General features: G+C 56.3%; 10 protein-coding genes and 4 pseudogenes. 7 read left to right on the forward strand and 7 right to left on the reverse strand.

What is annotated here, in order from left to right; translation table 11 throughout:
- Positions 1–429 precede the first annotated feature (429 nt).
- The 3 genes and pseudogenes from deoD to ACZ1HE_RS05320 all read right to left on the reverse strand — a co-directional run bounded on the left by deoD (position 430) and on the right by ACZ1HE_RS05320 (position 3,553).
- Positions 430–1,143: a purine-nucleoside phosphorylase gene (deoD, locus tag ACZ1HE_RS05310; RefSeq protein ID WP_472619856.1), complete on the reverse strand. Its 714-nt coding sequence runs from the start codon at positions 1,141–1,143 to the stop codon at positions 430–432.
- 16 nt (positions 1,144–1,159) lie between these two features.
- The gene (locus ACZ1HE_RS05315; protein WP_472619857.1) at positions 1,160–1,477 is read right to left on the reverse strand and encodes an H-NS histone family protein; all 318 of its coding nucleotides are present in this window, start codon (positions 1,475–1,477) and stop codon (positions 1,160–1,162) included.
- A gap of 110 nt (positions 1,478–1,587) precedes the next feature.
- Positions 1,588–3,553 (reverse strand): annotated as a pseudogene (locus ACZ1HE_RS05320) (methylmalonyl-CoA mutase family protein).
- A gap of 148 nt (positions 3,554–3,701) precedes the next feature.
- Between ACZ1HE_RS05320 and ACZ1HE_RS05325 the strand changes: the two are divergent.
- The 7 genes and pseudogenes from ACZ1HE_RS05325 to ACZ1HE_RS05355 all read left to right on the forward strand — a co-directional run bounded on the left by ACZ1HE_RS05325 (position 3,702) and on the right by ACZ1HE_RS05355 (position 10,619).
- A complete protein-coding gene (locus tag ACZ1HE_RS05325) occupies positions 3,702–5,093 on the forward strand; it encodes a 1-acyl-sn-glycerol-3-phosphate acyltransferase (RefSeq protein WP_472619858.1) in 1,392 nt (463 codons plus the stop codon).
- A 108-nt stretch (positions 5,094–5,201) separates the two neighbouring features.
- A pseudogene (ccrA, locus tag ACZ1HE_RS05330) lies at positions 5,202–6,487 on the forward strand (crotonyl-CoA carboxylase/reductase).
- Between the two features lie 213 nt (positions 6,488–6,700).
- The gene (locus ACZ1HE_RS05335) at positions 6,701–6,919 is read left to right on the forward strand and encodes a hypothetical protein (RefSeq protein WP_472619859.1); all 219 of its coding nucleotides are present in this window, start codon (positions 6,701–6,703) and stop codon (positions 6,917–6,919) included.
- Positions 6,858–7,577 carry a helix-turn-helix transcriptional regulator gene (locus tag ACZ1HE_RS05340; RefSeq protein ID WP_472619860.1) on the forward strand — a complete coding sequence of 240 codons (720 nt, stop codon included), beginning with the start codon at positions 6,858–6,860 and terminating at the stop codon, positions 7,575–7,577. Before ACZ1HE_RS05335 ends, ACZ1HE_RS05340 begins: the two co-directional genes overlap by 62 nt.
- Before the next feature lie 84 nt (positions 7,578–7,661).
- A complete protein-coding gene (locus tag ACZ1HE_RS05345) occupies positions 7,662–8,300 on the forward strand; it encodes an acyl-homoserine-lactone synthase (RefSeq protein ID WP_472619861.1) in 639 nt (212 codons plus the stop codon).
- Positions 8,301–8,361: 61 nt separating this feature from the next.
- The gene (locus ACZ1HE_RS05350) at positions 8,362–9,894 is read left to right on the forward strand and encodes an ATP-dependent DNA helicase (protein WP_472619862.1); all 1,533 of its coding nucleotides are present in this window, start codon (positions 8,362–8,364) and stop codon (positions 9,892–9,894) included.
- Positions 9,891–10,619: an SDR family oxidoreductase gene (locus ACZ1HE_RS05355; protein ID WP_472619863.1), complete on the forward strand. Its 729-nt coding sequence runs from the start codon at positions 9,891–9,893 to the stop codon at positions 10,617–10,619. Before ACZ1HE_RS05350 ends, ACZ1HE_RS05355 begins: the two co-directional genes overlap by 4 nt.
- A gap of 20 nt (positions 10,620–10,639) precedes the next feature.
- Here ACZ1HE_RS05355 and ACZ1HE_RS05360 read toward each other — a convergent pair whose 3' ends face one another.
- The 4 genes and pseudogenes from ACZ1HE_RS05360 to ACZ1HE_RS05375 form a co-directional block, all read right to left on the reverse strand.
- A complete protein-coding gene (locus tag ACZ1HE_RS05360) occupies positions 10,640–11,401 on the reverse strand; it encodes a TIGR02186 family protein (protein WP_472619864.1) in 762 nt (253 codons plus the stop codon).
- Positions 11,402–11,404: 3 nt separating this feature from the next.
- Positions 11,405–12,328: pseudogene (locus ACZ1HE_RS05365) on the reverse strand (sulfite exporter TauE/SafE family protein).
- Between the two features lie 91 nt (positions 12,329–12,419).
- A pseudogene (locus tag ACZ1HE_RS05370) lies at positions 12,420–13,386 on the reverse strand (ABC transporter permease).
- Positions 13,386–14,480: an ABC transporter permease gene (locus ACZ1HE_RS05375; protein WP_472619865.1), complete on the reverse strand. Its 1,095-nt coding sequence runs from the start codon at positions 14,478–14,480 to the stop codon at positions 13,386–13,388. The pseudogene ACZ1HE_RS05370 and the gene ACZ1HE_RS05375 overlap by 1 nt, the downstream one beginning before the upstream one ends.
- Position 14,481 lies beyond the last annotated feature (1 nt).

Here is a 14,481-nt window from a genome sequence, read left to right on the forward strand (position 1 = left end):
GGCTCCCGCGCCCACGCGATCCCGACTGCGTCGGCACCGCTGGCGGCCTTGGGCCGGGCACCTCGCCTCTGGCTCGGCGCGGTCCCGCCTGTTGCGAACGCGGCATACCTAAACACCTTTGGTTGGCGACTGTGCCGCCGAGCGCAGCGAGGCCGGGCCCAACGGGAGGAGGTTTTTCGTCAGAAACATCGACGACGGGCGGGAGCGCCCCCTCCGTCAGTCACAATGTTGATTGGGATAGCGTCTTAACAAGGGCGAGGTAACAGTTTTGTTTTTTTACACATGAGACCAATGTGTGAAAGCACCGGGCGAAGGTTTAACTTTCGCCCGGCGTGTTGTGTCATGTTCAAGGGTGCATCCGCCGGTGCACGGGTAGTGCACGCTTGGTGCACGCATGTCACACCCAGGAATTGCAGCAACACCAGAAAGTTAAAGCACCTCTGCAAAGGAGGCTTCAAGCGCGATTTCTACCATATCGCCAAAGCTGCGTTCACGCTGTTCGCTGGGAAGCGCCTCGCCTGTCAACAAGTGATCTGACACGGTCAAAACGGCCAGCGCCCGACAGCCGTGGCGGGCTGCGAGATTGTAGAGTTCAGCTGCTTCCATCTCAACACCCAGGATGCCGTGACGCACCATCTGTTCGTTGAGATCTGGCCGCTCATCATAAAACACATCCGAGGAGTAGATCCCGCCGATGTGCGTTGTCGTGCCCTTGGCGTGCGCGGCATCGGCTGCCGACCGCAGCAGGGACCAATCCGCACAGGGCGCAAAGTTCACCTCTTTGAAGATCCCACGCGAAGGCGTGCTAAGCGTCGTGGCCGTCATTGCCAGGATGACATCCCTGACCGCAACTTTTTCCTGCATTCCACCACAGGATCCGATGCGGATCAGTGTCTTGGCTCCATAATCCCGGATCAACTCGTTGACATAAATCGACAGCGAAGGCATTCCCATGCCGCTTCCCTGAATGGTGACGCGCTGGCCTTTCCAAGTCCCGGTATACCCCAACATTCCGCGAACTTCGTTAACCAGTTTTATGTCCGATAGAAATGTTTCAGCCGCCCATTTCGCTCGATATGGATCTCCGGGCAAAAGAACTGTTTCTGCGATTTCACCGGATTTAGCGCCAATGTGAATTGTCATTGCTGAAAACCTATTCTCAGATTTCTAGATCTGAAATATCAGCACCCGATGTCAAGGCGTCGTGAATCCACTGTGGTTTGCGTCCGCGGCCAGACCAGGTTTGCTCTGGATTGGCGGGATTGCGATATTTCGGAGCAGCTTTCCCCAATTTTCCGCCCTTTTTACCTTCAGGTGACAATTCAGCTAATGAAAACCCGAATTCGGCAACGGCCTTTTCGGCGGCAGCCAACGCTTCACGGCGCTCTCTTCCTTCTGCTTCTCTGAGAGCAACTTCGACATTTGACCGCAATTCAAGCAGGTCTTTTCGTGACATTGAACTTAGATCGATTCCCATAGATCCCAACTCCTATTTTATAGAACGCCAAAAGATGGCGCACAGAGCGCCACCATAATGATTTTCTAGACGCATTTCAGCGACAAATTACAAATTAGGCGGGTTTTGGATTATTCAGCTGCGATTTCTTTGGGATCTGCAAGTGTTACAATGTCTGACATGATCGTATTGAGTTCAAAATCCTTTGGAGTATAGACTTTCGATACCCCCATTGATCTCAATCTATCGGCGTCTTCATCTGGAATAATTCCACCTACAATAAGTGGCACGTCATTGAGACCAGCAGCTTTCATGCGGTGCAATACGTCTTCGACCAATGGCAGATGACTACCGGACAAGATTGATAAACCTATTACGTGAGCTTCGTCGTCAATTGCTGCGGTGACGATTTCTTCGGGCGTCAGGCGGATGCCCTCGTACGAGATGTCCATGCCGCAATCACGCGCGCGGAACGCGATCTGTTCGGCGCCATTGGAATGCCCGTCCAGGCCGGGTTTGCCGACAAGAAACTTAAGGCGCCGCCCCAATTGGTCGCTGACCGCATCCACGCGCGACCGGATGTCGTCGAGCCCTTCGGTTTTGTTCGATACCGAGCCTGAAACACCCGTCGGGCCACGGTAAGTGCCATAAGCTTTGCGCATCTCTTCAGCCCATTCTCCAGTGGTGACACCGGCCTTGGCTGCAGCAATTGATGGTTCCATGACGTTTGTGCCAGAACGGGCAGCTTCGCGCAGGGCGGTTAGAGCGGCAGTAACAGCAACGTCATCGCGCTGGCTGCGCCATTCTTCCAGTCGACCGATCTGTTCTTGCTCAACTGCCGGATCGACAACCATGATGCCGCCGTCTTCGGTCTGCAACGGCGAGGGTTCGCCCTGCGTCCATTTGTTCACGCCAACAACGACGGTCTCGTTGCGCTCAATCCGGTTCAGGCGTTCGGCGTTGGAATCCACCAGGCGCGACTTCATGTATTCAATCGAGGCAACAGCCCCCATCAGAATCCAGGTTTGCCAGCTCGGCACGTGCCCCGTCTTTCAGTTCTTCGACCTTGGCGTCGACTGCTGGGTTGCCATCGAACAGATCGTCAAACTCCAGCAAGTCGGTTTCATAGGCCAGGATCTGCTGCATCCGCATAGACCACTGCTGGTCCCACGGGCGGGGCAGGCCAAGCGCTTCGTTCCATGCTGGCAGCTGCACAGCACGAGCACGGGCTTTTTTCGACAGGGTCACGGCCAGCATTTCGATCAGAATGCGGTAAACATTGTTTTCCGGCTGCTGTTCGGTCAGGCCAAGCGAATTTACTTGTACGCCATAGCGGAACCGGCGCGACTTCGGGTCGGTCACTCCGTACCGTTCAACCAAAATCTCATCCCACAGATCCACGAATGCGCGCATTTTGCACATCTCGGTGACAAAGCGGATGCCCGCGTTCACAAAGAACGAGATACGGCCGCAAAGCGCCGGGAAGTCCTCGGCCGGAACGCGTGGGCGCAGTTCATCCAACACGGCGATTGCGGTGGCCAGAGCAAAGGCCAGTTCCTGCTCAGGCGTCGCGCCTGCTTCTTGGAGGTGATAGGAACACACGTTCATCGGGTTCCATTTCGGCACGTTGGTGTAGCAATATTCAGCCACATCCGCGATCATCTTGAGCGACGGCTTTGGCGGGCACACATAGGTGCCACGCGACAGATACTCTTTGATCAGGTCGTTTTGAACGGTGCCCTGCAACTTCGAGATATCCGCGCCTTGCTCCTCGGCCACAGCAATATAGAGCGACAACAGCCACGGCGCAGTGGCGTTGATTGTCATCGAGGTGTTCATCTGCTCCAGCGGGATCTGGTCGAACAAGGCACGCATGTCGCCCAGGTGCGAGACCGGTACACCGACCTTGCCGACCTCACCACGCGCCAACACATGGTCGCTATCGTAACCGGTTTGAGTCGGCAGATCGAAGGCAACCGAAAGGCCGGTCTGACCCTTGGCCAGGTTGCTGCGATAAAGCGCATTCGATGCTGTTGCGGTGGAGTGACCGGCATACGTACGGATAAGCCAGGGGCGATCTTTCTGCGTCTGCGTCATGGTGGGCCTCTCGAGTCGGGTGGGCAATAATATTTCGTTGATGAGTTCTAAATCGTAATTTTCAGCACATGTCAATTCGCTGCGTTGCGGCGAGGTGTTGTAACGCGAGTGGATTGTGGCATGAGCAAATTAGTGGCAGGTTGCGCAAATGACGCAGACCGTAGAACTCCCGCTTTGGCTTTTTGTCCTGATCGTGCTGTTCGCTGCGGTCACCTTTGCCTCGCATTTTCTATTCCCATCTGTCCGCTGGTTTTTTCGTCATCGACTCGAGCGCGCTGTTGCTCGTTTGAACAAACGCCTTGAGCGTCCGATCCAGCCGTTCAAATTGGCTCGTCGACACGACATGATCCAGCGGTTGATTCATGATCCTCAGGTGGGGCAGGCCGTACGCGATCATGCAGACGCAGAGGGCATCCCCGAGGCGGTGGCATTCGAAAAGGCCCGCGGGTACGCGCGTGAGATCGTGCCGTCTTTCTCGGCTTTTACATATTTCAGCTTTGCGATCAGGTTGGCGCGGTTTCTGAGCAATGCATTCTATAATGTGCGTCTGGACTACCAAAACGAAGCAGCCATCAAAGGCATCGACCCGAATGCCACTGTCGTCTTTGTTATGAACCACCGCAGCAACATGGACTATGTGCTGATCACGTATCTGGCGGCGCAACGGTCCGCCTTGTCCTATGCTGTGGGTGAATGGGCGCGGGTCTGGCCGCTCAGTCGTTTGATCCGAGCCATGGGAGCCTATTTCATTCGCCGCAAATCAGGCAGCGACCTTTATCGGCAGGTCTTGGCCTGCTACGTACGCCACGCGACCGAGGCTGGGGTGACCCAGGCCATGTTTCCGGAAGGTGGGTTGAGCCTAAACGGCACGCTGGGGCGCCCCAAGCTGGGGCTGTTGAAATACATCATAGATGGAAGCGACCCGCAAAAACGCGATGTCGTTTTTGTTCCTGTTGCCCTGAACTATGACCGTGTGCTTGAAGATACGATTTTGACCACGGCGGCGAACCGAGCCGAGCGGCGATTTCGCGCACGGATCGGCGTTATCATGGGGTGGGTACTGAAACAGATCTGGCGTCGGATTACCGGGCGATACAAACGGTTCGGATATGCGGCCGTACGATATGGCGAACCATTGTCACTGCTCAATTTTCAAAACAGCACGGACGAGGATCTGACTATCCCCCTGGCGCGCGAATTGATGTCTCGCATTGGAAGCGCAGTGCCGGTTCTGCCGATCCCATTTGTGTCTTGGCAGATCAACAGAAATGGCCCAATGAAACGCGAGGATATTGAGCGGGCTTTGATCGAGCTAAATTCTGATCTCTCCCCGACCGAGGTCGCAGCCCTGATTGACGAAGGATTGGCACAGCTCACGGATCGGCGAATTCTTGTCAAGCAGAACGATGTCTATCTCGTCGGTTCTGAAAGGCCGGACCTGCTGAGGTATTATGCGGCGTCTGTCGATCACTTGTTGCAGCCTGATGGCCTAAATGATGCTGCGGATGCAAAGGATCATGCTGCGATCGCAGGGTCATAAAATTACAAAAAGCGTCTAAATGGTGTTGCAATGTTGCGCGGCCATTTGTATTTCATTTTCAAGCCCGCGATTCTGCGTTGCGGCGAGATTTAGAAAAAGGAGGCCGATATGGCTTTGGACACTAACGGCGGTATCGCGTCGTACGAGGCGCCTGAAAAAGACCTCTACGAAGTGGGTGAAATCCCCCTATGGGCTATGTGCCCAAGAAAATGTACGCGTGGGCGATCCGTCAGGAACGCGAAGGCGAGCCCAACAAGGCGATGCAGGTTGAAGTCGTCGATGTGCCTGTGCTCGACAGTCACGAAGTGTTGGTCCTGGTGATGGCAGCTGGCGTGAACTACAACGGGGTCTGGGCGTCGCTTGGTATTCCGATCAGCATGTTCAACGTCCACAAGCAGCCCTACCACATTGCTGGTTCCGACGCTGCAGGTATCGTCTGGGCCGTGGGTTCGAAAGTGACCCGCTGGAAAGTTGGTGACGAAGTTGTCATCCACTGCAATCAGGATGACGGCGACGACGAGCATTGTAACGGTGGCGACCCGATGTTCTCAGACAGCCAGCGTATCTGGGGCTACGAAACCCCCGATGGTTCGTTCGCTCAGTTCACCAACGTTCAGGCTCAGCAGCTGATGCCGCGCCCCAAGCATCTGACCTGGGAAGAGGCCGCTTGCTACACCCTGACCCTGGCAACTGCATACCGCATGCTGTTCGGTCACGAGCCGCACGATCTGAAACCAGGCCAGAACGTTCTGGTTTGGGGTGCTTCGGGCGGTCTGGGTTCTTATGCGATCCAGTTGATCAACACCGCAGGTGCCAACGCCATCGGTGTGATCTCGGACGAAAGCAAACGTGATTTTGTCATGGGGCTGGGTGCCAAGGGCGTTCTGAACCGCAAAGATTTTAACTGCTGGGGCCAACTGCCCACAGTGAACACTCCGGAGTATGCCGAGTGGTTCAAAGAGGCCCGCAAGTTCGGCAAAGCGATCTGGGACATCACCGGCAAAGGCGTGAACGTCGACATGGTGTTTGAACACCCCGGCGAAAGCACATTCCCGGTTTCAACCTTTGTTGTGAAAAAAGGCGGTATGGTTGTGATCTGCGCCGGGACCACCGGCTACAATCTGACCTTGGACGTGCGCTACATGTGGATGCACCAGAAGCGTCTGCAGGGCTCGCACTTTGCGCACCTCAAGCAGGCATCCGCGGCAAACCAGCTGATGGTCGAGCGACGCCTTGATCCGTGCATGTCCGAAGTCTTTACTTGGGACGAACTGCCTGAAGCACACATGAAGATGCGTCGCAACGAGCACCTGCCGGGCAACATGTCCGTACTGGTTCAGTCGCCCAAGACTGGCTTGCGCACATTGGAAGAGGTTCTGGAAGCAGGCAGTTAACCCTAACTGCAGAATCTAGCTGACAAACTGGCCCGCGAATCACCACTGTGGTTCGCGGGTTTCTTTGTGTTGGAAGGCGACATTCACCGTTTCAGTAGGTTAAGAATCTCGACCTCGCTGTTTATGGGGAGTAGAAAGAAGTGAATTTCCTAACACAAATCGCACATGCTATAGTTGTGTTAACCTATCGTTAACTGTTTCGGAGAGACTCTGATGGCGCACAATGACTGGATTTTGGACGTTCTGGCGGATCTCAAGAACTTCGCTTCCGCGAACGGGCTGGGAAAGCTTGCGGATCAGCTGGATGACACCACGCTGATTGCTGCTGTTGAAATAGCGTCCCAGAAAGAAGAGGCTCGTACGCGCGCGAATGGGGAAAACGGTCAGTTTGGATCAGATATTGGAGGCATTGGACGCTTCCAGCGGGCTTGAAGATCTACAAGTCGTTTCCGAAGCATTGAGGGATGTTTTGGCTGTCCGCCATGTTGTTTACCATTGGGTCGACAGCGCCGGGGAGCAATACGGTTGTGGGACCTATTCCGATGAATGGGTTCAACGCTATATTCAGCAGAATTATCACCGTATCGACCCTGTAATCATAGGGTGTTTCCAACGTTTCCATCCGGTTGACTGGAAGCGGATGGATTGGTCTGGCAAAGCAGCAAAGGCAATGTTGGATGATGCGCTGAAGCATAATGTCGGAAACCAAGGGTATTCGATTCCAATTCGAGGACCCAAAGGGCAATTTGCCCTGTTCACTGCAAATCACAGTTGCGACGACGACGAATGGGCAGCGTTTATACAAACCTATGGCCGAGACCTTTTGCTAGTCGCACACTACTTTAATCGTAAAGCACTGGACTTTGAGACCGGCAGGCAGCCGGAGCAAGCGCGTTCACTCTCGCCGCGCGAAGTGGACGCCATGACCTTGTTGGCCATGGGATACAACAGGGCCCAAGTAGCCCATTCTCTGTCGATATCCGAACACACCTTACGAGTGTACATTGAAAGTGCCCGGTTCAAATTAGGTGCGCTGAACACAACCCATGCGATAGCAACAGCAATGAGCCGAGGCTTAATCGTGGTTTAGAGCATCGTTCGCCATCCTGACCAGATGTTAACCATTGCTCTGTACTCCCTTTGTTCCATCGACGGACAGAAAGGGGACCCGCAAATGTTGCGCTACGTTTATGCAGATGAATTGGACCGATTTCCCAAATTGACCGATTCCATGTTCCGCGATCGCGCGGATCAGTTCAAAACCCGACTTGGTTGGGATGTGTCGGTTGATGGCGAGGGCTATGAGCGCGATCAATACGATGACCTGAACCCTCTTTATGTCATTTGGGAGGAAGCAGATGGGCGTCATGGCGGATCAATGCGCTTCCTTCCAACAACCGGGCCAGTCATGGTCAACGAGGTTTTTGGACATCTGACGGGTGGGGCACCGATATGCAGCCCTCTGATTTGGGAATGTACCCGTTTTTGCCTGGCGCGAACGGCCAGTCCAAATGTGGCCGCGGCCCTTATGCTGGGTGGAGGTGAAATCATGACAGGCTTTGGTATTCGCCACTTCGCAGGCGTTTTTGATGCCCGCATGGTGCGGATCTACAAAGCCATTGGTTCATCGCCCGAAGTACTTGGCTCCGAAGGGACAGGCAGGGAGCGGATATCGGTTGGCCTGTGGGAGTTCGCATCTGAGGCGCGAGAACGGGTCGCGAAGCGGGCGGGCATTTCACCAGCACTTTCAAAGTTATGGTTTAACAGTGCTTTTGGGCACGTACACACGTCACGATTTGCAAAGACAGGATAATCTGTGGAAAACAACGGCAGGGTATCTGGTGATAGAGGATAGCTGCCTATAGGGTCACGACATGACCCAATCTCCTGTCGTTTTTTCGGAAGACCAGGCAACCGCATTTGATGCGGTGGCCGATCTGTTGCGAAGTTCAGGTATCGACCTCGAAGACGAAGCGCTATTGAAACCTCCTGCGGGTGGCGACACCGGCGTCATGGCCGTCGTTGGCAAGGCAGGTTCGGGAAAAACCCTGCTTTTGGCAGAGCTGTTCAAAGCTTTGGAACAGGCAGGGGTTCAAATCGTTTCTGGAGACTTTGAAAGCCGCAAGAACCGTGATCGCAGAACGCTTGCGATCCTTGCTCCAACAAACAAAGCCGCGAGCGTTTTACGGTTGCGTGGTGTCCCGGCGACCACAATCCACAGGATACTCTACACGCCGGTTTATGATCCGGAGTACGAGCGTATTGCAGAATGGCTGGCCGGAAACGGCGAAAAGCCCGAGGTCGAGGGGTTGACCGAGGAGGCTTTGGCCCGAGCGGCTGCATTTTACGAAAAGAACAAGTCGATCCCCGGTGCCCTCGCTGCCGCAGGGCTGCGCGGGTCAGATTTCATCACTGGATGGAAACGGCGGGACGAGCCGTTGGACATTGGGTTTGTGGACGAGGCCTCGATGCTGGACGACCGGCAATTTGAGGACCTAAAGGAGATTTTTCCAACCCTTCTGCTGTTTGGCGACCCGGCCCAATTGGCGCCAGTCAATCAATCCGGGGCGATGGTCTTTGACGGTTTGCCGGAACCGCGAAAGCTCGAATTGCAACGCATTCACCGGCAGGAGGCGGACAACCCGATCCTTGATCTAGCTCATGCTCTGGCCGACCCGCAGCTGGAATTTCATGATTTCGAGCGAATGATCGAAGACACTTCCAAAAGAGATGAAAGAGTTGTTTGGGGCCAACGGGTCGAAGTTGACCTGATGGCGCGTAGTCCGGTTCTGGTCTGGCGCAATGCCACCCGAATACGTCTGATCAATGCGTTTCGCACGGTTCATGGAGCGCCCGAAGAAGAACTGTTGGAAGGGGAACCACTGATCTGCGACGGGCTGGAGCTGCCGCTGAAGCATCGCAAAAAACGTCTGGATCTTGAGGCGCGCGGCTTGATCAAGGGCGCGCAGGTGATCTATCTGGAGCCCGGACGCAAGGCGGGGTTCTCGCGTCTGCACGTGATGGGCGCCGAAGATCCGCAGGTCAGCGCAGCGTCCATCGTCAAGATCGAAAAACCGGACGAGGAAGAGCCGTTCATTCCCTTTGCCGCGCGGATGGGAGCCACGTTTCTGCATGGTGCAGCAGTGACGATCCACAAAGCGCAGGGTTCTCAATGGGACACGGTTCAGGTCTTTGCCCCTGACATCTATGTAGCAGCCCGCATGGGGCGGGTGGAGGCTGGTCAGCCTCTGTGGAAGCGTTTGGCCTATGTGGCGATCACACGGGCGCAGGAACGGTTGATCTGGGTCGTGCGCAATCGCCTGTCCAAACCCACCTATCCACTGCGGGTTGATGATCTGCGCGCAAAACCGGCTGCGACACTGACATTGGAGGCTGAGACAACATGAGTTCGATCATCGTCACCGGAGCAAGCTCGGGCATTGGCCGGGCGACTGCAGAGCTTTTCCTGGCCAAGGGATGGACCGTAGGACTATTGGCCCGTCGGGGCGACGCGCTGGCCGAAGTTGCCGGACGCAATCCGCAGGCGATCACATTGATCGCCGACGTCACCGACCCCACGGCCGTGCAACAGGCGTTTGACCGCTTTATGCGGCAGGCGGGCCGGTTGGATGTGCTGTTCAACAATGCGGGTATCTTTGCGCCCGGCGGAACGATTGACGAAATTGCTCTGGATGATTGGTATCAGACCGTTAACGTGAACCTGAACGGGATGTTCCTGGCAGCGCGCGCCGCGTTTGCAGCGATGCGCAATCAGACGCCCCGGGGTGGCCGGATCATCAACAACGGTTCGATTGCGGCCCATGTTCCGCGGCCAAACTCGGTGCACTATACCGCAACGAAGCACGCGATCACGGGGCTGACCCGCAGCCTATCGCTGGATGGGCGAGATTTAGGAATCGCCTGCGGTCAGATCGACATCGGCAATGCGCGGACACCGATGGTTCAGGGCTTGAACGATGCGGCCGTCGCCGCTGGTCGTAAACCGGACCCATCCATGGCAGTTGAAGATGCTGCAAAATCGGTCCTGCACATGGCCGAGCTGCCGCTTGAGGCGAATGTGCAGTTCATGACAGTGATGGCCACCACCATGCCGTACATTGGGCGCGGCTGAGAGCATCAGCCGCGTCAAATTTACCCGGCGCGGAAGATCCGGAACACAGCCGATGCGCCCCAGCCTGCGGCGATGGCAATGGCCAAGGACATCAGGCCATACCAGACGGGCTGTTCACGAGACATGTTGAACAGGAACCGCTCCAGGCCAACTTTCTGAACCGCAATCGAGGTCTCATAGTCGCCAACAATCTGCCCGTCGCGTGTCAGGAAAATACGCGTTGCATAATCGCCTTCGGTTAGATCTGCAGGCATATCGATGGATGTGCGGAACAGCGTCTGCTGATCCAGAGCAACCTGACCTTCAAGTGTCTGATACAGACCTTGGCTTTGCTTGATGCGAATAACAGCGTCAGTGAAGCTTTCAGCGTCCGTAATGTTCGCGGGTGCGCCGACCGAGCGGATGGCGTTGTCGATGGTGATCTTTTCGCGCAGGTCCTCGGTGTTGCTGAGGACCTGATCAATCGGGCCGGTGGTGGCAACGGCGTAGAAGCTGGGGGCGGCGTCAACCTCGACGGCATCGGTGTTCACCCAGATCCCGAATACGTTTTCCTTGCGGCGCACGACGACAGGCTCGGACGGTCCGGCCACGGTGATGACCACTTCAAGCGGCGAAGATTGATCGATGGGTGCCTCACGTTTGACAGCACCAAAGATCAGGATTTCCGAGCCGTCAAAGCTGGTGGTGATGGCAACGTTGTCCTTGCTCAGACCCAGCACGACCTCTTCGGCGGTGGCAAAGGTGGGCAGCAGGAACAGCAGGGTCAGAAAGATGCGGAACATGGCTTAATGACCTCCGGCTGCGCCGAGCGAAAAAGCTCGGTGGGTTGCAGGAGCAGATCAAGGGCAAGCTTGCCGCAAACCACCAGCACCATCAGGGCCAGCAGAACGCGCAGCTGTTCGGCCTTCATCTTGACGCCGATCCGGGTGCCAATCTGGGCACCGATCACGCCGCCAACCAGCAACAGAACCGCAAGCACCACGTCCACAGTATAGTTCGTGGTGGCGTGCAGCATGGTGGTAAAGCCAGTCACAAAGATGATCTGGAACAGCGAGGTTCCGACAACGACTTTGGTGGGCATGCCAAGCAGATAGATCATCGCAGGCACCATGATGAACCCGCCGCCAACACCCATGATGGCTGACAGGATACCGACGAAGACGCCGACGATCAGTGGTGGAATGACTGAGATATAGAGGCCCGAAGTACGGAACCGCATCTTCATCGGGAGCGCGTGAACCCATGTGCGCTGACGGCGCTTCGCAGGAGCACCTCCGGCAGCACCACGTGCCTTTCAGAATCGCGTTCAAGCTTTCGACAAACATCAGGCTGCCGATGATGCCAAGGAAGACGACGTAGCAAAGTTTGACCAGCAGATCGACCTGGCCGAGGCTCTTGAGATAGTTGAAGACCACAACACCAAGGGCAGCCCCTGTAAGACCCCCGACCAAAAGCACCGTTCCCATCTTAAGGTCCACGGTCTTTCGTCGGAAATGTGCCAGAACGCCCGAAAAAGACGAGGCAACGATCTGGTTGGCCTCGGTGGCAACCGCAACAGCAGGCGGAATACCGATAAAGAACAACAGTGGCGTCATCAGGAATCCGCCGCCGACACCAAACATGCCCGACAGGATTCCGACCATGCCGCCAAGTCCCAACAAGAGGAACGCGTTGACGGACACTTCGGCTATGGGAAGGTAAATCTGCATGAACACTGTTAGACTGCGGCGCGGGGCGAAATCAACCACCCATGCTGCTTTGCAGAAATCAGGACTGATTTGCCGCAGCCAACTGGACTTATCAGCGTTCCTTTACATAGGGTTCGCCGCCTGCTCGCGGTGGAATTGCTTTGCCGACAAACCCTGCCAGGATCACCACGGTCAAGATATAGGGCAGGGCATCCATCACCTGTACGGGAATCACCACGCCTCCGAGGTCGATATTCTGGAACCTCAGCGCTATGGCCTGCAGCAGGCCAAACAGCAGACAGGCCCACATCGCCTGCCATGGGCGCCATTTGGCAAAGATCAGCGCCGCCAATGCGATAAAGCCACGGCCTGCAGTCATGTCCTTGACGAATCCGGCCTGCAGAGCGGTTGCAAGATAGGCGCCAGCGATGCCGCAAAGCACGCCACAGATCGCCACGGCTGCATAGCGCAGTCCTACGACCGACACACCGGCTGTGTCCACAGCAGCAGGGTTTTCACCCACGGCCCGCAGGCGCAGGCCAAAGCGGGTGCGATACAGGACCCACCAAGTGCCGGGAACGGCCAGGAATGCCAGGTAAACAAGGATGGAATGGCCTGAAAGCAGCTCGGAGTAAATGGGGCCGAGAATCGGCACACCGCTGAGCGCTTCGGCAAAGGGGAAGTTGATCGGCTCGAATCGGCCTCCAGCAAAGAGCGACGGCGTGCGACCGCCCTGTTTGAACCAGTCCTGCGCGATCAGCACCGTCATGCCCGCCGCAAGGAAGTTGATCGCAACACCGGAAATCAGCTGATTGCCACGGAAGGTGATCGAGGCTAGGCCGTGCAGACCGCTCAGCACCAGTGAAGCAGCGATGCCTAGCCAAAAGACCCAGCCAGACAGAACCGGTCACCGCAGCGACGGCAGCTGAAAAGAAGGCCGCCATGAGCATCTTGCCCTCAAGCCCGATGTCAAAGATGCCCGCGCGTTCTGAATACAGCCCCGCCAAACAGGCCAGCAGCAAAGGCGTGGCTAGGCGAACCGTCGAATCGAGGACTTGGATGATCGTCAGGAAATCCATCACGCTTTGCCTTTCCGCAGGGCCAGGAACATCTTCTCAAGCGGCATGCGCACCATATTGTCGAGCGCACCGGTAAACAGGATCACAAGAGCTTGAATCACCACGATCAGCTCGCGCGGGATCGAGGTCCACAAGGCCAACTCTGCACCCCCTTGATAGAGGAAGCCAAACAGGATCGCGGCAAGGAACACGCCAAATGGATGGCTGCGCCCCATCAGGGCTACGGCGATGCCGATAAACCCGGCGCCTTCAGTCGAGTTCAGAACCAGCCGTTCCGCTTCGCCCATGACGTTGTTGGTGGCCATCAAACCCGCCAACGCACCCGAAATCAGCATGGCGATCATGGTGATTTTGACCGGCGAGATGCCTGCGTAAAGCGCGCCGGTTTCCGAATGACCATAGGCTCGGATTTCATAGCCCAGCCTAGTGCGCCAAATCAGTGCCCACACCACGAAGCAGGCTAAGATTGCCACCAAAAGCGTTACGTTCGCAGGGGCAGCTTTGGAAAAGCTGATCCCAATCGGGGCGAGCAATTCGTGCAGCGTCGGCAGGTGAACCGCTTCGGGGAATCGCGCTGACGCCGGGTCCATCGACCCCTGTGGGCGCATCACATTGACCAGCATATAGTTCAGCACCGCAGCCGCGATGAAGTTGAACATGATGGTGGTGATCACGATGTGACTGCCGCGTTTGGCTTGCAGATAAGCCGGGACCGCGGCCCAGGCAGCGCCAAAGATCATCGCGCCCGCACAAGCGGCAAGCAACGCCAGCGACCAATGTGGCCACGGCACGTAAAGACAGACCATGGCCACGCCAAGACCGCCCAGCATTGCCTGACCCTCGCCCCCGATGTTGAACATACGGGCATGAAATGCCACGGCCACGGCCAAGCCTGTGAACATGAAGTTGGTGGCATAATAGAGCGTATAGCCCCAGCCATAGGTCGACCCGAGCGCGCCGGTGACCATCAGGTTTACCGCCTCAACAGGGTCTTCGCCGATCGCAACGATGACGAGGGCCGACAGGATTGCGGCCAGGATCAGGCTGATGACGGGGATAAGGACCACGTCGGCCCATTTGGGCATCTTGTCCATC

It is taken from the genome of Falsiruegeria sp. JB4-1 (genome assembly GCF_055693495.1).